Genomic DNA, 22,221 nt, shown 5'->3' with positions numbered 1-22,221 from the left:
ATGCCGCCTTAGTTTATTTTTTCTAATATATTTGTAATAAATGCCGTCTTACCTTCGCTATAGCTCGCTCTATTTTTCGACTCTCTTGCTAACTCTTTCTTTAAACATCCATATTCAACAGCAACATCGGCATGCTCACGAAGGTAATCCCGAAACGCTATATGTCTTCTTAACTCTTCGCTATTTTTGTCACACACATACAAATGATGTTCCATCCAAACTGTACTTTCCCCGTTCCATGGAACGAAAGCGTCCTTTCTGCCAAATACCTCTCTTCCTTCGAAGCTCCAGTCTGCTTGATGGTAATACCCTATCGTTTCAAGCCCTTTTACTACTTCAGGAAAAATTTCGTACTCTTCTATTACTATATCAATATCTAATATTGGTTTTGCTGCAAGTCCTTTAACAGATGTACTCCCAACATGTTCAATGGACAAAACAAGTTCTTTTATTACATTATTAATGAGCGATTGTAGTTTATAAAATTCACTTTCCCATAGGATGTTATATTCTTCGATAGTTATTCTCTGTTTCAACGTATCCCTCTCCCAAAAACAATTTATAACCTTTGAATATGAGTATCTTTAAAATCCGTCTCATATTTCAATCCATATCCAAACATTCGATCCATTCCAATATGCGCTGTCCATATTAGGCCAATCATTATAGCGGTATCTATCTTAAAATAGACACCTATGATAGCTACTAATATGGATATAATATATGTGTGACATATATTATAAATTTTAGCACCTACATGATTATTTATACCGTACGCTAACATTGATAAATCCGGTGCCAAAAGGAACACAAAAAATATAATCCAACTAAATTCATATATTGAATACGTATAAATTGTGGCTAATAAAACAGCTAGTCCTTCAAAATGTACAATACGTTTTTGCATTTTTTATCATTCCTATTTTTCTATATTTATTGATAAATTTTCATCACTAAAATTTCTCTTTGCATTTTTTGACCAAATGGTTGCTAAAATCGGTCCTGCAATGTTATGCCATACTGCCGCTAATACACTCGGAAGTGCAGCTGCTGGTCCAAAATGTGCTGTTGCCAGCGCAACACCTAGGCCTGAATTTTGCATTCCCACTTCTATTGAAATAGCTCTTCTTGTCCCTTCGTCTAGTCTAAGTACGAACGCTGTTACATATCCGAGTAAAAAAACAAATGCATTATGAAGCATCACTGCAATAAAGATAAGAAGGCCTGAAGAAATAATGCTACTTACATTCGCTGAAACAACTGCAGAAACTATAATGATAATTGCTACAACTGATATGAAAGGAATAACAGTCATTCCTTTCGTAACAGTTGTAGGGAAAAACTTCTTCACTACTAATCCTAAAATAATAGGTAGGATAATGACTTGTACTATAGAAAGAAACATAGACATAGCATTCACTGGCATCCATTGTCCTGCAAGTAATAATAAAATAAGAGGTGTAGCAATTGGTGCTAGTAACGTTGATAATGACGTCATTGCAATAGACAACGCTAAGTTCCCTTTTGCTAAATAAACCATAACATTTGATGCAGTGCCACCCGGTACTGAACCGAGTAACACTAATCCAGCTGCTAATTCGGCTGGCAGATTCATAACGTAGGCTAGTACGTATGCGACAAGTGGCATAATAATAAACTGAGCACATACACCGATAATAACTGGCAATGGTTTTGTAGCAATGATTTTAAAGTCAACAGCCTTTAATGTTAATCCCATCCCAAACATAACAACGCCAAGTAAAATTGTTATGTAACTAGTTAACCCGAGAAATGGTCCAGGAATGAAATATGCAATAGCTGCAATACAAATAACCCAAAATGCAAAATACTTTCCAGCTATAGTACTTATCGCTTCTAGTACTTTCACCCAATCATCCCCTATCCTTCAACTGAAAAACTTTATTCGGATTCAAAATATTTTGCGGGTCAAGAGCTTTCTTTATTTTTTCCATTACGAGTAATGCCGCCCCATGTTCCACTTCTTGATACTTCCGTTTTCCAATCCCAACGCCATGTTCTCCCGTACACGTTCCACCTCGTTTAAGAGCATATAAAACGATACTTTCATTTATTTCGTCGCCCTTTTCCACTTCTTCTTTATCGTTCGGATCAATCATTAAGAGCACGTGGAAATTCCCGTCTCCTACATGACCAAGAATACCACCGACAAGACCTACTTTATCTAATGTCTCTTTCGCATGTTGGATTGCACCAGCTAATTCTGAAATTGGTACACATACGTCTGTACTCATAAGCTTCTTACCAGGATAGCTATGAACGTAAGAATATGCTAGATTATGCCGTGCATCCCATAATTTATTTCTCGCCGCAGTTTCCGTTTCAAAAGCAACTTCTTTACATTTATGATCAAAAACAATTTCCTTCGTAAATTCTATATCTTGCTTTAGCCCTGCTTCATTACCGTGAAACTCTAAAAACAGCGTAGGCTCTTCTCTGTAACTTGTTTCATTATAATGATTTACTTGTTTCATAGATAATTCATCTACAAGTTCAATTCTCGCAATTGGAATACCCGCTTGTAATATATTAATAACAGCTTCTACTGCATCATTTATAGTTGGAAACGATGCTCTCGCAGCCATAACATGTTCTGGTATGCCGTATACTTTTAACGTTAACTCTGTAAAGCATCCAAGCGTACCTTCTGACCCTACGAAAACACCATTTAAATGGTAACCTGATGATGACTTCGCTGCTAAATTTCCAGTATGTATTACTTCCCCATCAGCAAGAACGACTTCTAAATCACGAACTTGATCACGCATTACCCCATACTTAACTGCTGTCGTTCCGCTTGCATTTGTAGCAGCCATCCCACCTAACGTTGCGTCTGCTCCTGGATCTACACTAAAAAACAATCCATACTTTTTCAATTCTTTATTAAGCTGAGAGCGAATCACTCCTGGCTGCACTCTTACAAGGAAATCTTTCTCTCTTATTTCGAGTATTTTATTCATGAGCGAAAAATCCATTGTAATTCCTTTTTCATATGGAATAACATGTCCCTCTAAACTAGAACCTACCCCAAAAGGAACGACAGGTTTTCCATGCTCACTCGCTACTTTCATTATCCTACTAACCTCTTCAGTCGTTTTCGGAAAAACAACTACATCAGGTAAACTACTAGTATGATAAGATTCATCTTTACTATGTAACTCTCTTACTGTCGTATTTACAACTACTCGATCTTCGGGAAGTACACCCTTTAATTCATTTACTAAACGCTCTACCGTTATTTCCATCGTATACTCGCCTACTTCCTATAAATTTGAATTACAAAATATGTTAACTATTTTATACATAATAATCCGAAAAATTAAATAATTCAAGTTTTATACATATGAAATTCGTTTCTTACTGTCGAATAAACAAAAAGAACTTGCAATAACTATTGCAAGTTCTTTTCTATAAAACTACATTTTAAATGCCTTCTTTATTAACAACATAAACCAAACTAAAGTAACTGCCATTAACGAATGGGAAAACCCTACAATATAAGTTAACCCTTTAAAATCCGCCCCATTTAGCTGAAGAAGCCCTCTCGCTGCTAATGAACCTAACATTAAAGTTAATGCAATATTATGTAAAACAAACCACTTATTAAAACTTTTCGCTTCATGAAACGCGAATACTTTTGCTAATCCTAAAGCAATTAAAAAGAAGAAAAAGCCGAGTACAAGTGTATGTGTATGCAAAAGATTTAATAAAGTAGATCCTACAATCTCCTTATACTTTCCATACTCCCTAGCGAAAATCCCTGATAATAAGCCGATAATCAAATACGTAAAAGATGCATTATATAATTTTTTCATTATGTACCTCCTTGGGTAGACTGTGTAGTGTGTCATATTTAGTAATAATGATAGTTATATAGTAAAAACTCCTAGTTACCTAGGAGTCATTGTATAAGTATCTCACTCTTTACAATCAATTCTAATTATAAAATATCCCTTTATACAAAACAAACGAACTTTATGTGAACAAGTAGAGCATGATGAAAATATGTTGCACTTTTGTATTTCGCAACCCATACTAATTGTTATAACTATTAAAGGTGGTGCAATGGATTGATAGTTCTTGAAACTGAACGACTCGTTATTCGCTGGTTCGATATAAAAGACGCTCCATTTATTCTTGAATTAGTAAACGATCCTGCATGGATTCAGTTTATTGGTGATAAAAGGATTAAAAACTTAGAAGATGCAAAAAAATACATCTTAAACGGACCCGTTGATATGTATAATAAAATGGGCTTTGGTCTTTACTTAGTAGAACGAAAAGAAGATCTCACTCCACTTGGTATGTGCGGGCTTATAAAAAGAGATTCATTAGAAGATGTTGATATCGGCTTTGCCTTTTTAGAGAAATTCCGTTCAAAGGGGTATGGCTTTGAATCAGCTTCTGCTGTAATAGACTACGGTGTACAAAAGCTTGGTCTGAAACGAATTGTAGCAATTACTACTATTGATAACATCAATTCAGGAAAGCTTTTAGAAAAAGTAGGATTGCAGTTTGAAAAGATAATTTCAGAATCAGGAGAAGATTTAAAATTATTCGGGTATAACATATAATAAATTATCAGATTTCTCTTTCAATCTAATCAAAAAACATTTCTTACATATACATTCCTAAAAGTTATTATAATTAAAATACTCATCTATTTTTTAACGTTATAACCACACTAATTTAAATCACAACTCTAATTTTCAGTACTGTATTTATTCTTAAAAATCCTCTATCTTGTTCTTAAAGTTGTCAAAACTCTTATGTAGTTAAATGAAAAGTTTATGCTAATATGTTACTAAGAAACTATGCGTTCCCTTAACCCTGTATCCGGCCCTGGACTTTTTACAGGGCCTTTGTTTATTTAAATTACTTATCACGTGCTTATACACATTAAAAGTCATTTCAAATGTAATAAACGATAAATAATAAAATAACTTAAGAATGAAGTGTCGAAAAAAGCCTAATTTCTCTACAATACATTGAGGAATTAGGCTTTTTAATAGGAAAATTAAGATTCATAAACAATGAGTAATTTATATATTAGGCTTATCTGTTAAAGCGGAAATAATCCTGTTCACTAAGTCTTCTGGCATCCATTCATGATTCATATCATTCGTTTCATTTGGTCCTAAAGAATCAATGAACTTTTTGAACTTTGGAAATAAAACAATTGAAGTGATCCAATGTATCGTATGATTTATAGAGAATAAATGAAAAACTCCTTGTTTTTCGCCCTCCTGTAATATTTCTTTTAACTGTTCAAAATTACCTATGAAATATGGTTTAATCTTTTCTAATCTTGCACTTTCCTTAATAATCTCCTCATATGCCAATGCTCCAATTTCAGGATTTTCTTTTATATGTGTAGCAAAGACTGTTAAATATTCTTTAAGAGCATTGATAGGATTAAATTGATTCTTCTCAAGAAAATTAGGTAACTCATTAGCAAGGCCATATTTCTTAAACACTTCATAATACAGGTTTTCTTTCCCATTAAAATAGTATGAAGCCATAGCAACATTTACTTTCGCTTCTTTTGCAATTTCTTGTATGCTTGTACCTTCGTAACCACGCTCTCCAAATTTTTTCTTAGCAGCCTTCAAAATATTTTCCATCGTCTGCTCTCGAGATTTCCCCATTTCACACACCTCAAATAATATATATTTCACTTCAAAAATCCAATAAGGACTTTGAATAGAGTATCTTTTTAATGAAATTTAATTATATATTTAAAGTAGTAACTTAACAACCGATGAAGTCTTGATTACTTTAAACAATTCCCCACACAACGTACACCTCAAAAAGAAACATCTCCTGAATCTCTCCTCCCCTATGTCACCATACAAAGAATTCTTTTAAAAATGAAATAAAAATAAACACCATACTTAAAAACAATATCCCCCTGTGTAGCATGAATAGCTTTCAAATACTTCATGCTCTTTTCTAATTGAGTATAAAAATGAACAAAAAAATAATAAGGACCCGAGTTTATCTATTTTTACAGATAAAATTGGATCCTTTCATTACATTATACAAACTTTTAAAAACCTTTATACTCATATCTTGATGAAATAATTCTCCATCAATTGTACCTCATTTACTGATTAGATTTGTTTAATCTCAATATAAGGTCCTTTGATGTTTAATTTGTTAATGTCATTTGAGATATTACCTACAGTTGTTTTTTCATTAAACGTGTAGACCTTTTCACCATTTACAAAGATACCCCAATTTCTATCTTGGTAACTGATACCATAACCAGCATTGCTAGATGTCGCTTTGAGTTGATTTCCATTCATTGAAAAAGATAATTTCCCTTTTCCTTTGTTAAGTTGGTTATTCACATTGTTGATACTACTCATTTGTTCTTCAAGGGCTTTATGGTTATCAAGAGTAACTTGATGGTTTTTCCAGTCTAATTTATAGTTGTTTGTAAAGAACTCATTATATGTATCTTTATTATTTGTTCCCCACCATTTTGAACTTACCCATTCGATATTGTACTGATCTGAAATTCTACGATTTGTTATTTTTAAATCAGATGTAGATTCTGTTTTATCAGCAGTAATAACTGCTACTACATTAGGAGAAAAACCGTATCCTGTTAAAGCTGGTACTGTATCTTTTGAAACAAAATTATTCGTTCCTTCATTATAACTACGTGATTTCATAAATAGTTGATTACCATAGAAAGTATTAAATGTATCACGATTATAAATTCCCCACTCTGGGAAATTAAACGATTGGAATCCTACTTTCCAATTTAATTTTTTATCTGTGTGAGTCTCTAATACCGTTTTATAGTCTACTTGATCATAAGATACACTTTCTTTCCAAGCGAAGCTACCTGTAATACTTGCATCGGCATTTGGCCCTTTATCATTTACCCCAACTTTAACACTTCCACCAAGTGTATACCCTACTTCAGAAGTAACCTTTGCTGAAGTCATTGTATTAACTGGGGCAGCTTTATGAAATTGAGCGCTATCAACACTTGTTATTTCTGCTTCAGTATGATATGCTGATGGCCATTTTAAACCTGCGTTATAGTGTCCGCCATTAATTGTATATTTAGCATCTATATTACTACCATCTGTTGTAACAATTGCGATTTTTTTATCTGCATAAGGATCCTCAATAAAAGAAACCTTTATTGAATTTTTGATATTCTGCTTCATGTCATAAGTAGTTTTAAAACTATTATAGACTTTTCCACCATTTTGAAGATTTTCTACAGTTCCTTTAGAATCTGCAAATGCAGATGTTGCTTGTACACCAAGTGATCCAGACATAATAACGGACGCTACCGCAACACTTTTAACTATTCCCTTTGCTTTTTTCATACAGACATCCACTCCTTCTTAAACATTTAAAAGGTATAAACATATTATTTTTAGCTCTCAATACTAGAGATAGGTTCATAACTTTACAATGTAGAAATTTATTAATCTTTATGACAATAACTATCAACACTTGTTTTTCTAATTTCCATCTCTTTTTTTACTGATAACTATTATCAATATTATTAAAACACATAATAACGATTTAAACAACAATTTTAAATATGTATTTAAAATTGTTGTTTAAAAAAGTGCAAAAAAATTATAGAATTCTTTATTTCGAGAATTACTATATTTTCATTTACTTATTGCAACCTATATTCAGATACATTATTCCCTTTCCATTCATAATAATCTAAAATACCCTCATAAATGGCTTCTGCTGCGACCTGCCTTCCGTTTTCTGTAGATAACTTACTATAATCGATACCATTATCTATAAAAGCAAGTTCCGTTAACACAGCTGGCATTTCATTTTCTCTTATAACATGAAGATCTCCATGTTTAACGCCTCTATCACGTGTTTGAAGAGCATCTACTAATCGAGTTTGAATTTTTTCAGCTAAAACACGACTTTCTTCCACATGAGGATTTGTTTTTTCAGATTTAGAAGATTTATAGTAGTATGTTTCTGTCCCTTTTGCATTACCATTATAAGCATTTGCATGAACACTTATAAAGATATCCCCCTGATTTTGTTTAGCAAATTTAACACGTTCCTGTAAAGAGCTTTTTTGATCATGTCCAGGTCTAGTATCAGATTCACGAGTTAGTAAAACTGTAAATGGTGTATGTTTTTCAAGCAATTGTTGTAGACGTAAAGAAGTGTCAAGTACAATCTTACTTTCAGGTAATCCCTTTGTGTCTTTTCCAGGATCTGCGCCACCATGTCCGGGATCAATAATTATTGTCTTATTTTCTAAAGGATTACTTTGACTATATTGAAGCATATCTGTTTTTGCGGTTAGTTGTGCAGCTTCAGCGCGTGTTATGAACCTATTTGGTTGCCAACCATTATCTGTACCAACTGAAATTTTTAAATCAATTAAAGTATTTGCGAACTTTTCACCCCAATGTCCCTTTAAATCTTCAAATTTACTTTGTCCATTGCTAGTGTTTTTATTTTGTAGTTTATATGCATTCACTAGCATAGTAGCCATAGCAGCACGAGTAACTTTTCCAGAAGGATTAAATATTCCATTTCCTTCACCTTTAATTATTCCTGCCTTTTCAGCTGCGGCGATATAAGGGGTTCCCCAGTGGTTTTGTGAATCTTTAAAAGATGGTTTTGCATTTAAATCAATGTTTATACCAAGAGCCCTTGTCATAATGGTTGCTGCAGAAGCTCTATCTAGTGTATCACTTGAACCAAAAGTTCCATCTGGATAACCACTCAATACTTGTTTATCAACTAAATAATTAACGGATTTGTCAGCCCATGCAGGAACATCTGGGAATTTGTGAGTATCTGCAAAAATACTAGTAGAATAAGATAGTAAACTTCCAGCAAGAATTCCTGTAGCAATTAATTTGTTCTTCAAAATTTAGCACCTCTAAAAAATTATTACAAGTTGGTAAATTATGTGTATTATAGTTAATCTTTAAATAATATGAATTCGAATAAAGTATAGATTAAGTTGGCATCATCACTATATTATAAGATAAAGAATCTAGTATAGAATTATCATTCCGAAAAGAATCCTTCGACATACACTTATAGATTGAGACTATTACATTTATTCACCAACATTGTGTAACTAGTATAGTTACTTATATATACGAGTGTCAATTAAAACAACCTTACATTTTTGTAAGGTAACCAGATTAATAATATATCAAGTAATTATTAAATAATGTAAATAATTATCTTTTATTTTAAGAACAGATTGATTTAAGCACACTCCTTCTAAATTATCATTGATGCCTCTTTCAATTCCTAATGTCCCTCTTAAAAAGGGCACTTTTGAAAAGTGCTCTTTTTAAGAATTATGAAGCTACAAACCTAGAATTCCTACAATCTGGCGAGCCTTAACATTATCAATATAATAATGCATCTCTAATCCTCGTCTTTGTACACGGAGCACAGTTCCCCTTAATTTTGATAGATGCTGTGAAACAGTGGATTGTGGGATTCCTAATATTTCTGTCAACTGTGTCACATTACACAGTTTATGGTGCATTAATTCATTTACAATTTTTAATCGAACGGGATGTGCCATTACCTTTAATACATATACATCTTCCTCTCGGATTTTAGCTAGATCTCTATTAGATATTAATGTTTTCATTTCGCATTCCCCTTTATTATTAATTTCTATTTTCCAATTATCCTTATAAGTAGTACTTATAGATATTTACCATTTGTCCTGTCGAGAAAATGTATTCTCGTTCTTAAACAAAAAAAGACACCAATCCAATAAACAGCTTTTACTGTTCCAATGAATTGATGCCCTCTAATTTTTAGCCAAACTATATTTTGTTTTAAAAGGATTATTTTATAGTCTATTATATGATTTTAAATGAGACGTAACATTCTTTTTTACATAAAAAGTAATACTTTTCTCCCTAGTTTAAGTACAAATTTAAATTCTGATTTTTCTTTCTCACATTGTAAAATTCAGATGAAATGTTTCTTCATTTCATCTTATACAGCATATATTATGTATTTCTCAACACCAATAAACGTAGCTAAATCCCCTATAATGGTACCTCCAGATGGCAGCTGTCATTCCTTTTTAAAAGACCCTTTTCTTTAATTACAGGGCTTTTTAACTTTCCTCAATTAAAATATCCTTTTTATTTCATTGTCTTGTTAACCCCAATGATATGTAAACCTCTTTTAATCTATTAATCCCCTATTACGCTCCTTCATGTAGAGATAAGGGAGACTTCTCGTTCAAATAATAAATTATGCAACATTGCATTTGATAACCATTTTAGTTGTAACTATAATGATTACAGGAATGCTATTAATCCAAATACTCTACGTGGAGGTTTTATTATGTTTAAAAAATTTATTGTATCTTCTATGGCGCTTACTATGTTGGGTGGGGCTGTAACTATGCTAGAAACACCTACTGCTCAAGCAGCTTCTTATAACTCAACATCATCTTCTTACTTTGATGTCACTCCCGAAGAAGCAGCTGCTTTTTATCAATCTCAGGACTATAAAAAATTAAAAGCCTTTATGGATGACTTTGAAGCTAGAAATCCTTATGTTCCTGGTGGAGGCTATGCTCAAGGTAGTGTCCGTATGCAAAAATTCAATGATGCCCTTAGAGCTGCTAAATTAACAAATGTATACCAAGAATTTATTAGAATTTCGTACTACAATCATTATCCAGAACCAAATAATCAAAACAAATAAAATGCTTATTACTTTAACTTAGCCTAATTTTAAATGTATAGCCTAAAACTAGAAAAAACCATTTATATAAGGGGATTTTTCTAGCTTCCTATGTAATTCAGCTGAATACTGAGTTATTTTTATTTTAAGATTACTTACAACCGACATCCTCTTTTTTACACAAACTAGTAAATTAGCTATAAAAATATCAAAATGTATTTATAAATTGTTGAAAACAATTCCCTTCTGTTTAATAGTAAAAAGCGAGCACCTTCTCGTAATTACATAAGGTGCTCGTTTTTATTTTCATGTGTAATTCTCGATTTAATATAGTTACTTTCTAGTAAGTAAAAACTAAATTAACTTATAAACAAGGTTTTTTAAATTTAATTTATAGATTTTACTACAACTTGGAATTGTCCCTTAGAACCATCATCATTTGAAACGTAAATTTTATACGTTCCAATTGGTAATGGAGATAAAGCATTCCGTACATTTGTAACATTAATTTTTTGTTCTCCAGGTTTTATATAACCACCAACAATTAGCTCCATATTTGGACCTTTCACACTATATCCCATTGTATTTTGGCCATTATTTTTCATAAAGAAGCTTAAATTTCCACTCCCATTATATACAAAAGAAGTTACAGCCTCTCCACTATAATCCATTGTTTGATTTAATAATAAGTCTACAGGAACATGTTCGACTATATGAATTTTATCATTCGTTTTGTGTATTTCTTCAGCATAAGTATTATTTCCTAACACACCAAGTGTTAATGCTGAAATTACTCCACAACTAAGCACTAGTTTATTTAACTTCATTTTAAGTTCCCCCTTGATGTTTGTAATCTATTACCATCATACCTTCTTTTTCAAGTGCGTTTTTATGTAATAATTCATATCTTTAAACCTATATATTTTAACTTTACACCTTAATAGTTATTGAAAAACTCACATTGATAAAGCTACAGTATTATGATATTAAAAAAGAACATGCAAATTTCAAAGTCCTTTTTAACAAGAATACATACAATTAAGTACCAAAGCACTCAAATAAATAGCATTTCCATTTTAGATAAAATATACTAATGAAAAATTTTGAAATTTCCACTTTATAATTTGATATATTCCATGTTAATATAACGTAGGCTACAAAATATGATTCACAAGATATATTTTTTCACAGAATATCCATACTTAAAAACCCATTATTTTATTAGTAACTCAATCCCAGTTTTACCTATACAAAAGTTAATTTCTAGTTTCATATGTATAAATATCTAAGTAGATTTTTTATCTATTATTTTTCCTAACTTCCTTATCAATTCTAATACGATTAATATAATAGTACTTTTTCAAGTGCCCTTCCTTTTTTAGATAGAAAGTCTACTGATACTAAACATCTAAGTTTAACTCATACATAATCCAATATACAAACTATCGGAGATGCAAAACTATGGGAATATCTACTCTTTTATTAAATACCTTTATAATAATAATTTGTATCCTTAGCTACCACGTATTTTGGCTAGAATTTAAAGAAAAAATAACATGTAATAATATATTGATTTCTATCCTTTCCTCCATTGCTATTATTTTTTGCATGACTTTTCCTTTTCATCTACATGCTGGATTTATTTATGATTTACGTTTTATTCCTATCATATTAGTTTTTCTATATGGAAATACAAAAAACATTGTTTTTATAGGAATTTTATATCTTTCTTATCGATTTTTCTTAGGCGGAAATGGAGTTCTTCCATCATTTATTATCTTTACTATTATTTCTGTTATAACAATGCTCTTTCGTTACTTATTACCAATGTATGTTAAAGAAAAAAAGATATTATTAAGCTTGCTTCTTATTTTATTATGTACAACTTCACTTTCTATCTGCGGTATTGTAACTCAAATAAATACAGGTGGTAAAATTGACTCTACTCTCATAGAATTTTTATTAAATTATATAATCATTAATATATTTACAGTATTATTATCAGTGTATTTAATAGAGGGAATGATCGAGAAATATAAAATGAAAGAAAAGCTGCAACGGGCTGAAAAATTTTATATAGCTAGCGAACTAGCCGCGTCCATTGCACACGAAATCCACAATCCACTAACCACAGTACATGGATTCACTCAATTGTTAAATGAAAAACATGCCTCTAAGCTACCTCAGGATCAGTACTTGGAAATCATGTTAATTGAAATGCAACATATACAATCTACTATTAATAACTATTTATCTTTAACAAAACCACAGAACACCCTAAAAGAGAAAATAGATATTAATCATATTTTAAATCAAGTGAAAGACACTTTTTCACCACTCGCTCTATCATACAAAGTTGAAATAATACAAAATAGTACAAATTCCTTTTATATAAATGGAGACCCCGAAAAATTCAGGATCTGTCTAAACAACATCATACAAAACGGAATTGAGGCCATGATAAATGGTGGAGTATTACAAATAAATATACAGAAAATTAAAGGTAATATTATAATCGATATTATTGATTCAGGGGTTGGAATGTCCTCTCAACAAATAAAGCGGATTGCTTTACCATTCTATTCAACAACAGAAAAAGGAACTGGGCTTGGTACTATGATTGCCTATAGTATTATTAAAGAATTAAACGGTGATATAGAAATAGAGAGTAAATTAGGTCAAGGTACACGATTTTCCATTAGTATCCCCTGCTAATATGACGTAATAAGTTAAATAATGAAATTTTTCATTTAACTTATTAAATAAATTTCAAAAATGCCGCTTCTTAACTCATTAATCATCTTGATTTCGTGAATAAATTAAACGTAATAAGGACCAGAGTATATCTGTTTTTATGGATAAACTCTAGTCCTTTAATTAAATCAAACATACTTAAATTTTATTACTTTGCTCACATCTCTATGAAATCATAATTCATCGATTGTATCTCATTTACTGATTAGGTCTACTTAACTTCAAGATAAGGTCTCTTAATACTTGATTTCTTAATATCATTAGATACATTACCTATAGTTATTTTTTATTTTAAATATTAAATTTTTAACATTCGTAAAGGTACAATATCTTCATAACTGATATTGTAACCTGTATTACTTGATATAGACTTAAATTGATTTCCATTCATTGAAAGACAATTTCTCTTTTGCTATTTCACTTCTACCGTATAATTCCCTGTTCCTCCGCCATACTGATACACATGTAAATAATATTTTCCTGGATACGTGTAGTAACTTCCTACTAATTTATTTCCTTCTTGCTGGGCATACGTAACATAATTATTTAAATCCGCTTCTGAATAAAGAACCCAGTTTACTCCGATATTATTTTCCTTCGTTACATTAATTTGTAGGTTTTTCGCAGTTTCCACATTTATTTCAAAGTAATCACTCGTATCACCGTTTCCTAAACTAGCACGTAAAACTTGATTTAACTGCAGTTTATTTGCTGTTTGGAATGAATTATTTGGCTCTTTTTCTACACTGTTATCTTCTTTCTTTTGAACCGTTACATTCGTTGTAACAGTATTCGTTAATCCTTTGTCATCTGTTACTGTTAATTTTGCCGTATATGTTCCTTCTTTTGTATACACATGAGTCGGATTTTGTTCATTACTTACAGTACCATCACCAAACTCCCATTTATAAGCAACAATTTTCCCATCTTCATCTTTTGATCCATCGCTTTTAAACGAAATTGCTTCATTTATATTTCCACTATATGGACCATTTATAACTGCAATTGGTGCTTTATTCACAGCACCTTCTTCTGTATTGATACCATGGAATACAACGTCATATTCAAATTGTCCTGATGCATTCACACGATAATTCACAAAGTACGCTGTTACTGTTTTATAGCCTGTCCATTCTTTTGCACTTAAACGTTTTAACGTATCATTCACGTTTTGTGTAATTGTTTTCCAGTCTTCATATTCCCCTTTCGCAGTAGTACCTGTATACGTTCCTTGTAGTGTAAATGTATTAAAGAACTGTGATTTATTTTTCTTAACTGATACATTGCTTAATTTTGCTTCTGCTGTAATTTCTGCCGCAATATCTGAAACTGGTTTTGGTGCATGAGTTGCTAAATAATCATCTGATACTAATGGAACATTATATTTCTCACGGTTATCGACTAACATTTGCATATAGTCTTGATACTCTTTATTTAAATTCGCATCTTTACTTAATGCAGAACGGTATGCATCATATGCTGTTACATCATTTTTTCTAATAAGATCATGAACTTTGTCAAACATATCGTACCTCTTATTGTACATGTACGATTGTAAAGCGAAGGAATAATTGTAGAAATCCCACGTTCCATACTTTGCATTTAACGTTCGTTCTGCCGTATAACGTTCTGCTGGATTTGAAGATATCCCTCCTATAATACTCTTTCTCGGTACAACATTATCTGTTCTCGTTGCCCCTGCAAAAAACTCCGCATTCCCTTCTTCAAACCAGGATAATCTCTCGTTCTCATACATCTTACCTTGTCCCCAAAGCCCTGGTACTTCATATCTACCTTGCAAGTAATGCGTGAACTCGTGTCGGAACAATTCTTCTAAACTATAAATACTTTCTTCTGGCGTACGTTCATAAGTAAAGAACGTACCTGTTCCTTCTATATAAAGACCTCCGTTATTCGTTTCATACCCGTACAATTGACGGTTAAATTGATACTCAGCTGGACTATTATAAATAACCATCGTTAATACATCATCAGGATTTCCTTTTTCTAAAGGTTGATCACTTTCAACCGTACGATGGAATTGTGCCTTCACTTCTTTTGCCGCCCAATATAGACGTTTTACCTTTTCTTCTGTCACTTTATCTCCAGCTTTTAAAACAATTGCACCATCATCAAACGTATACGTTTTCGGCAAATACTTTTTCTTCCCATCTTCTCGTATTTGATCTAAATTAACAACATTTCCATTTGCATCTTTCCCGCCATAATTCGTCGCGATTTGCTCAGCCGCTACGAAATATTGCTCTCCTAAATACGGATACATTTTCATCGCGTCTGTTACAACTTGCAATCCTTTCGTTCCTGTACTATGGAACGTACCAACTCTACCTGTATAATAAATACCATTATTAATTAACCAACCACTCTTCTCTGTCACCGTTCCAATTAAAGAAAAACGACTTAATTCATTAATATAGCTATCAATTTTTTGGTACCATACTGTATCTTTCGGTGCTTTTCTCGTATCGTACAAATACGATTGAATGTCGTAATCAACACCTTGCATAATATCGTAAATCGCATTTCCAACTGATAGATTGTCTACCAATGTAGAAAAATTATCGTTATATTGTTTGAAAATCTTTGCAGCTGATGTTATCGTTTCCACATCACTCGAAGCATTTCCTATTAATTTTCCGTATGATGATACAACTCTATTTTGTTCTAACGTACCAAGTTTAAAATTCGGGTTATTCGCAATCGTTTTTAATGCAGGTAAGCATGTATCATGATAGCTCCGCTCATTTAGTTTACTTAATTCTGTATGATAAAATCCTAAATAAAACCCTGAACGTAATACCTCTACTAAAGTCTCAATCCCTTTGGAATCATCTTTCGTATAAGCTTGTCCTTGCTGCTTCAATTTATCAATAATTTCCTGCATCCTACTATCATTTTGATAGAATGCAAGACTATCCTTATTAAACTGAAATAGACCCGTAATTTGCTCCCAATTGATTGTTACAAGTAAATCTACTAACTGCTGATTGCTTAATTGATTTAATTCAGCAATTGTATAAGTTTTCGCTGCAGCTAATTGCTTACTTTCCTTTTTCACTTCAGGCGGTCTTTGCGACAAATCAGCAAATTGTAGCCTTTTCTCAAAAGACTTGCTTTCAAGCACTTTTGATGAATGAGCTAATTCTTGCACTGGTAGTTGTACACCAACTGGCTCCATTTTGAGCACATTCCGATAAGAAACTTGCTCTCCCTTTGTACTTTCTGCCAATGTGCTCCCTTGAAAACTTCCTAACATTAAACTAGCAAAACTTACCCCTACTAACACTTTTTTTGAATAGCCTTTCATGCTCTCCCCTACCTTACATTTTTTAGTGTCCTGCACCATTATTTTACTATTCTTACTTTTTATTCTGTATTGAGAAAAAATAAGGGAACGTTCACACATGTATCCATACCGCGCAAAATTAACACTTGACTTTATGTGAATTTTATATCAAAAAAAGATAGATAATAGCGAAATTCCTGCTATATCTATCCTCGTTTTCAACGCTATGATTTTAACTTTATAAACGTAACTTCCGGTAATGTTTGCATATGCTGAATAAATTCATTCTTTTCTTCTGACGATATATTTTTCAGCTGCATCCCTACCTTATAAACTATTTCCGTACCTCGCTGTAAAGCTTCCACTTCATATGACAGTATTGGAATGCCTTTCACTTGAAGCATTTCTACTATTTGCTGTACCGCCTCATGTTTATTTATACACATTTGCACTGTTATATTTTGCGGAAATAAAAATTGCACCTTAAAAATACGACTCACAATCTCTAAACCAATTAAAACGAGAATCGTCGCTCCAATGCCTACTACATACATGCCAGCCCCTATTGCTAATCCAATTCCTGCTGTAGCCCATAAACCAGCCGCTGTCGTTAATCCTTTCACTGCCTGTTTTTGAATAATAATTGTACCTGCACCTAAAAAACCTACTCCACTAACAACTTGCGCTGCAATACGGCTCGGATCAAGAGCCATATGTTCTTCATTCATAATATCTGAAAAAGCATATTTCGAAACGACCATTATTAATGCACTTCCTACCGCTACTAGGAAATGTGTTTTTAATCCCGCTTCTTTTGATCGAATTTCCCTTTCAATACCGATTATTGCTCCTAACAAACCCGCAACACCGATTCGTATAATTAAATCAAAATTTACACTCACGAGCCCTTCCCCCTTTCATTCATTATAGATAGATAAAACAAAAATTATCACACACATCCATTTATCGATATAAAAACATTTCATTAAAATATACTTAATATCCTAGGTGATTTATGTTAATATTTTCAATATTAACATAAATAGAATTCAGCCCACTTTTTATACGAAAAACCATAAACTTTACTTTCCATTTAAAAACGGGATATGGATTGCATAAAATGAGGTTGAGAAAGTTTAGAAAACGCTTACATTTTGCGCCGTGTTTTTTTTATACATACTACATAAATAAAGGAGCTTACTAACAATGAACGTCTCTTTACTTACACCTACTATCGATTTACAAGAAGAATACTTAGATTTTTATAACGAATGGAAAGATAGCGGTGAAACGATGATTCCGTGGGTTATCTCAAAAGATCCCTCTAATTTCACGGCAATGATTCAAGAACTTCACGATGCACATAACGGAATAAACCTCCCTGAATCTTGGGTACCAGACTCTACGTATTGGCTCGTTACAGATGAAAATAAAATTGTAGGAGCTGTTAATATACGTCATAGTTTAACCGAACATTTATTTAACGCTGGAGGTCATATCGGTTATGGCATTCGCCCTTCTGAAAGAAGAAAAGGTTATGCTACGAAGTTATTAGAATTATCGCTAGAAAAAACGAATGAATTAAACATCGAGAAAGTACTTGTCGTTTGTGACGAAGTGAATACAGGATCAGAAAAAACAATTTTACATAACGGCGGGCTTCGTGATGATGATTTCATTGAGGAAGATGGAAATGTAGTAAGAAGATTTTGGATTAAGCTATGAAAAAGTCATCCGATGAAAATAACCTTGTTATAGAGAAATATAGTAGAAGTAATGAGCTAAAAGTAAAACAATTTATTGATTTATACAATGAAGACTCTTATCTATTTAACTTATTACGAGATAATAAAACAAGATGTGCGTATGTTGCCTACTATAAAAAAGATGTAGTAGGCATCTTTCTCACCTGGAACAATAACTTCCATCCATACTGCACATACTTTCGAATATATACGAACCCTTTCTATTCAGTGCTACACATAAAACAAATCTTATTAACCGAGATTCTAAAACGAGAAAACTTCAAATTACCATTACAAACCTCTATATGGGAAACATCGGCTCATTTAAAAGACTATTATGAAGAACATAATTTTACGGAAATCCGAAGAACATATATGCCGATATTAGACGTACGAAAAATCATAGCTATCGATACAATGCTTCATTCAAATTATGATGTACAAACCTTATCAAACATCTTGTCTAATAATAGCTTCTTTGAAAAGCTAGCTCACTTAGTAAAAACGAATTATGAGGATACTCACTTAGCAAATCCCGTTGCCTCATACCCGCTCGAAACTTGGAAAGAACAGATCTTAACTGATGATGTGTTACTAGATGGGAGCTTTGTAATGATAGATGAAGAGAATAAAATTATTGCGTACTCTTTCCTCCATACATCAGAAAAAGATAATACGGTAAAACTAGGATAGTGTGGGACTCACACTACAGAAAATTTATTCTTACTGAAGCTACTCGTTTTCAAACAAGCTATGTATGCAAGTAAACACGGTTATTCTTTCATTCAAGGTGAATTTGATTCAACGAGTATATATGCAATGGAGATATTAAAATCCTTTCCTTTCAATCCTTATGCTACTTGGATTACGTATCAAAAAGAAGTCGGAAAGTGATTATACACCTTCCGACTTCTTTTATGCTGTCTCTATGTCAAACTGGACTATAATACCACTAGGATCTACTACTGTAAATCCGTTTGTACTTTCGTTTACTTTATGTTGTTTTTCTATTAATCTTTCTTTCACTTCATCTAACGCTTCTTTATGCGGTAATACAATTGTATATACCTTAAGTCCAGTTGCATACGCTGGTGGATGTGGATTATTTACTCCGTTCCACGTATTTGCACCGATATGGTGATGATATCCTCCTGCAGAAATGAATAAGCAGTCATCTTCACGCTGTTGCACTTCAAATCCTACTGTCTCTACATAAAACTCGTGTGACTTCTCTACATCCGCTATTCGTAAATGTACGTGCCCAACGACAGTATTAGCAGGCAACCCATCAACCTCATAATCAACGAGTGTTGCCAGTTCTTTTAAATCAAGCGGCGTACTGCCTCCTGCTCCTTCTCCCCATTGATCGCGCGGACGGTCTGCATAAATTTCAATACCATTTCCCTCTAAGTCTTGTAAATAAAAAGCTTCGCTATACGTATGATCACTTGCACTATTAAACCTTGAAATTGGTAAAATTTCATTTGAATATGTATAACGCCCTTCTTGCTCAGCCGGGCTATCAATTACATTCTTATTTCGAATCACACCAAATAATGCCGAAGCAAACGCCTCACGAGTCGGAACTAAAAAGGCTACATGATATATACCAGTCGTACGTGGTTCTTGCAGTACCCCGTCCTCTAACTTTTCAAGAACAAGTAACGTGCTCTTTCCACCTTTTCCTGATAAATATGCTTTATTCGCCTCTTGCTTAATTACTTCTAATCCTACTACATTCTCATAAAAAGCAATTTGACGCTCTAAATCTTGCACTTTAAGTTCAACATGACCAATACGTGTATTCGGATGAATTTGTACCATGAATAACTCCATCTCCTTATCCCGATATTTCCCTATTTCATATAACCGTTACTATGAAGGATACAACTAAAATCATCCTATGTAAATAAGAAAAGTCAGAATTTATACACATTTTTATTTTCATAATAAAAAAAGCCCCTCTTCTAACTTTCAGAAGAGGGGGCTTTTTAACTCTTATTTCATTTTATGTACTTCAGCAACTAACTTTCCGCCCTGAATGCCCATATAAAGTTTCACAGGCGCATCATTCGTGTTTTCAAACACTAAGTCTAAGTATGGATATGCAATCGTAGCATCTCTTCCTTGTGGAACATAACCTACCGTTTTAGAATGTGTCGTTCTCTCTACCATTTTCAAACCAGCTTGATCTGCTGCATTATATAAAGTTGATGATGTTTGACAAACACCACCGCCGTATCCATCTACTAATTTACCATCTACAATTTCTTTTCCTAGTTGATATCCTTTATCTGGCGTTGTATCACCAATTAATGCATTGAAAGAGAAACTGTCTCCTTTTGCTAATACAACTCCATTTATGCTCGCTGCTGACAAACGGATATTCTCAATACAGCCACCTGCTGAGCCACCTAAATTCGTTTCATATCTACCAATTACCGTACCACTTCCTTGCGCATCACTTAATGTTGCGACAGGCTTTTTCTCAACAATAGGTAATTGATATGAAGAATCCCACATACCAACGTTTAATAATTTATTTACTAGCTCTTTTTCCATTAATTCAAAAGAAGGCTTTCCTTCTTGCCAACTTCCGTCAGATGCTAAACGTGAAGGAACCATCTTTTTGTCAACGTTTTTACCAACTTCCTTAGCAACCTTCTCTACCGATTTTTTAAATTTTGCTTCATCTTCAAAATAACCTAGACTCGATAAATCTAGCTTTTTCACTTCCGTACCTGTACGACCATCAACTAAACTAATAGAATCCTGTACTTCTGCTTTAGCCTCTACCGTGTGGCCACCAATGTCACTTACTAATGCAACATCACTTACTTTTGTGCCACAACCACTTACTACAGCTACACATAACACCCCAACTAATATACCCTTTACTTTACGGAACAATAGACTCTCCCCTTTTTCCAAACATTACTTTTATGTATTATTTCATTTTTATGTATGTTTTGTTACAATCATTTTACAATATATTTATAAAATGTTACAAGTTATTTTTTACTCTATATAAATTACTCTTTTCTTTTGTAAATGTCTATACATATTTACATAAAATTTTGAGTTTGATAGAATTGTAACTTTTATGTAACCTCACCCTATTATCCAGTATATACCATAAAACAAAAGAAATACAAATGTAAAAACTCCATATTCTTATTTATAAAGAAACATCCCGTGAGCATAAATAGGTATTTGCCGTGCCACACTCCGCTTTTACACATACATTATGGTGAATTAACCTATTTTAAAGAAATGGAGGATGTTTTTATGTACCCCTACAATCCATACGATCCATATAACCAAAATGGTTATCAGCCTCAATATGATTTACAAGCACAATACCAACAATATATAGATCCAGCAGAACAAGTTAATCCATATGATCAAAATCGACAATTCCAACTTCCAATCTCTTTTCCTGGTACTGGAAACCGTCAACTAGAAAGACGAGTAAATGAGCTTGAGCAAAGAGTACGTCAATTAGAAAACACGGTTGAGCGTCATACACGTAGATTAAACCGCTTAAACCAACGTTTACGTACAATTGAAAACAGACTAAACATTCCATTTTCAGCATTAGAAGACGGATTTTAATTTCAAAAGTAAAAAATATATAAGGAAGGGGCTCACCCTTCCTTATATAAATTGACGAAAGTTTTT

Annotated in this window: 19 protein-coding genes and 1 pseudogene; 6 read left to right on the top strand and 14 right to left on the bottom strand. The window is 32.7% G+C overall.

The features are described from left to right. Nucleotides 1–8 precede the first annotated feature (8 nt). The 5 genes from ILT06_RS13900 to ILT06_RS13880 all read right to left on the bottom strand — a co-directional run bounded on the left by ILT06_RS13900 (nt 9) and on the right by ILT06_RS13880 (nt 3,854). Nucleotides 9–536, bottom strand: coding sequence for a GrpB family protein (locus ILT06_RS13900; protein ID WP_154131204.1), 528 nt, complete (start codon nt 534–536; stop codon nt 9–11). 23 nt (nt 537–559) lie between these two features. Continuing rightward, nucleotides 560–907 (bottom strand): DUF4260 domain-containing protein, encoded by a 348-nt coding sequence (locus tag ILT06_RS13895; RefSeq protein ID WP_222655205.1) that lies wholly within the window; start codon nt 905–907, stop codon nt 560–562. A gap of 12 nt (nt 908–919) precedes the next feature. Next, nucleotides 920–1,888, bottom strand: a complete 969-nt coding sequence (locus tag ILT06_RS13890) for a bile acid:sodium symporter family protein (protein ID WP_222655204.1) — start codon at nt 1,886–1,888, stop codon at nt 920–922. A 4-nt stretch (nt 1,889–1,892) separates the two neighbouring features. Beyond that, on the bottom strand, nt 1,893–3,284 hold the full coding sequence (locus ILT06_RS13885) for an FAD-binding oxidoreductase (RefSeq protein WP_064476918.1): 1,392 nt from the start codon (nt 3,282–3,284) through the stop codon (nt 1,893–1,895). A 171-nt stretch (nt 3,285–3,455) separates the two neighbouring features. Further along, complete coding sequence (locus tag ILT06_RS13880; protein WP_222655203.1) at nt 3,456–3,854, bottom strand: DUF2871 family protein; 399 nt, start codon at nt 3,852–3,854, stop codon at nt 3,456–3,458. Nucleotides 3,855–4,109: 255 nt separating this feature from the next. Here ILT06_RS13880 and ILT06_RS13875 point away from each other — a divergent pair, with 255 nt between their 5' ends. After that, nucleotides 4,110–4,613 (top strand): GNAT family N-acetyltransferase, encoded by a 504-nt coding sequence (locus ILT06_RS13875; RefSeq protein ID WP_064476919.1) that lies wholly within the window; start codon nt 4,110–4,112, stop codon nt 4,611–4,613. 468 nt (nt 4,614–5,081) lie between these two features. Here the strand turns inward: ILT06_RS13875 and hlyIIR are convergent, their stop codons facing one another. From hlyIIR to ILT06_RS13855, 4 genes are all read right to left on the bottom strand, one after another. Next, on the bottom strand, nt 5,082–5,687 hold the full coding sequence (hlyIIR, locus tag ILT06_RS13870; protein WP_222655202.1) for a hemolysin II regulator HlyIIR: 606 nt from the start codon (nt 5,685–5,687) through the stop codon (nt 5,082–5,084). Nucleotides 5,688–6,152: 465 nt separating this feature from the next. After that, nucleotides 6,153–7,391 (bottom strand): hemolysin II HlyII, encoded by a 1,239-nt coding sequence (hlyII, locus tag ILT06_RS13865; protein ID WP_222655201.1) that lies wholly within the window; start codon nt 7,389–7,391, stop codon nt 6,153–6,155. A 302-nt stretch (nt 7,392–7,693) separates the two neighbouring features. Beyond that, nucleotides 7,694–8,929: an N-acetylmuramoyl-L-alanine amidase gene (locus tag ILT06_RS13860; RefSeq protein ID WP_222655200.1), complete on the bottom strand. Its 1,236-nt coding sequence runs from the start codon at nt 8,927–8,929 to the stop codon at nt 7,694–7,696. Between the two features lie 453 nt (nt 8,930–9,382). Beyond that, on the bottom strand, nt 9,383–9,676 hold the full coding sequence (locus ILT06_RS13855; protein ID WP_064476923.1) for an ArsR/SmtB family transcription factor: 294 nt from the start codon (nt 9,674–9,676) through the stop codon (nt 9,383–9,385). A 713-nt stretch (nt 9,677–10,389) separates the two neighbouring features. Here ILT06_RS13855 and ILT06_RS13850 point away from each other — a divergent pair. Further along, nucleotides 10,390–10,755, top strand: coding sequence for a hypothetical protein (locus ILT06_RS13850; RefSeq protein WP_222655199.1), 366 nt, complete (start codon nt 10,390–10,392; stop codon nt 10,753–10,755). A 365-nt stretch (nt 10,756–11,120) separates the two neighbouring features. On the opposite strand, the gene ILT06_RS13845 is transcribed toward ILT06_RS13850, so the two are convergent. After that, complete coding sequence (locus ILT06_RS13845) at nt 11,121–11,561, bottom strand: hypothetical protein (RefSeq protein WP_222655198.1); 441 nt, start codon at nt 11,559–11,561, stop codon at nt 11,121–11,123. Between the two features lie 634 nt (nt 11,562–12,195). On the opposite strand from ILT06_RS13845, the gene ILT06_RS13840 reads away from it, so the two are divergent. Further along, complete coding sequence (locus ILT06_RS13840; protein ID WP_103655085.1) at nt 12,196–13,449, top strand: sensor histidine kinase; 1,254 nt, start codon at nt 12,196–12,198, stop codon at nt 13,447–13,449. Between the two features lie 451 nt (nt 13,450–13,900). On the opposite strand, the gene colA is transcribed toward ILT06_RS13840, so the two are convergent. Next, nucleotides 13,901–16,816, bottom strand: a complete 2,916-nt coding sequence (colA, locus tag ILT06_RS13835; RefSeq protein WP_149173494.1) for a collagenase ColA — start codon at nt 16,814–16,816, stop codon at nt 13,901–13,903. Nucleotides 16,817–17,019: 203 nt separating this feature from the next. Next, nucleotides 17,020–17,697, bottom strand: a complete 678-nt coding sequence (locus tag ILT06_RS13830; RefSeq protein ID WP_064476928.1) for an MgtC/SapB family protein — start codon at nt 17,695–17,697, stop codon at nt 17,020–17,022. Between the two features lie 304 nt (nt 17,698–18,001). On the opposite strand from ILT06_RS13830, the gene ILT06_RS13825 reads away from it, so the two are divergent. Both ILT06_RS13825 and ILT06_RS13820 read left to right on the top strand, forming a co-directional pair. Further along, nucleotides 18,002–18,520 carry a GNAT family N-acetyltransferase gene (locus tag ILT06_RS13825; protein ID WP_222655197.1) on the top strand — a complete coding sequence of 173 codons (519 nt, stop codon included), beginning with the start codon at nt 18,002–18,004 and terminating at the stop codon, nt 18,518–18,520. Beyond that, a pseudogene (locus ILT06_RS13820) lies at nt 18,517–19,434 on the top strand (GNAT family acetyltransferase). The gene ILT06_RS13825 and the pseudogene ILT06_RS13820 overlap by 4 nt, the downstream one beginning before the upstream one ends. A gap of 21 nt (nt 19,435–19,455) precedes the next feature. Here ILT06_RS13820 and ILT06_RS13815 read toward each other — a convergent pair. After that, entirely contained in the window at nt 19,456–20,364 is a 909-nt protein-coding gene (locus ILT06_RS13815) for a VOC family protein (protein WP_088047050.1), read from the bottom strand. A gap of 174 nt (nt 20,365–20,538) precedes the next feature. Next, on the bottom strand, nt 20,539–21,450 hold the full coding sequence (locus tag ILT06_RS13810; RefSeq protein WP_222655196.1) for a VanW family protein: 912 nt from the start codon (nt 21,448–21,450) through the stop codon (nt 20,539–20,541). Between the two features lie 363 nt (nt 21,451–21,813). Here ILT06_RS13810 and ILT06_RS13805 point away from each other — a divergent pair, with 363 nt between their 5' ends. Then, nucleotides 21,814–22,155: a hypothetical protein gene (locus ILT06_RS13805; RefSeq protein WP_116480664.1), complete on the top strand. Its 342-nt coding sequence runs from the start codon at nt 21,814–21,816 to the stop codon at nt 22,153–22,155. The last annotated feature ends 66 nt before the right edge of the window (nt 22,156–22,221 follow it).

The sequence above is a fragment of the Bacillus sp. 17RED48 genome, assembly GCF_019837545.1.
Classification (GTDB): domain Bacteria; phylum Bacillota; class Bacilli; order Bacillales; family Bacillaceae_G; genus Bacillus_A; species Bacillus_A wiedmannii.
The sequence above is the reverse complement of the archived record's forward strand: the minus strand, read 5'-3'. Positions and strand labels throughout refer to the sequence as shown.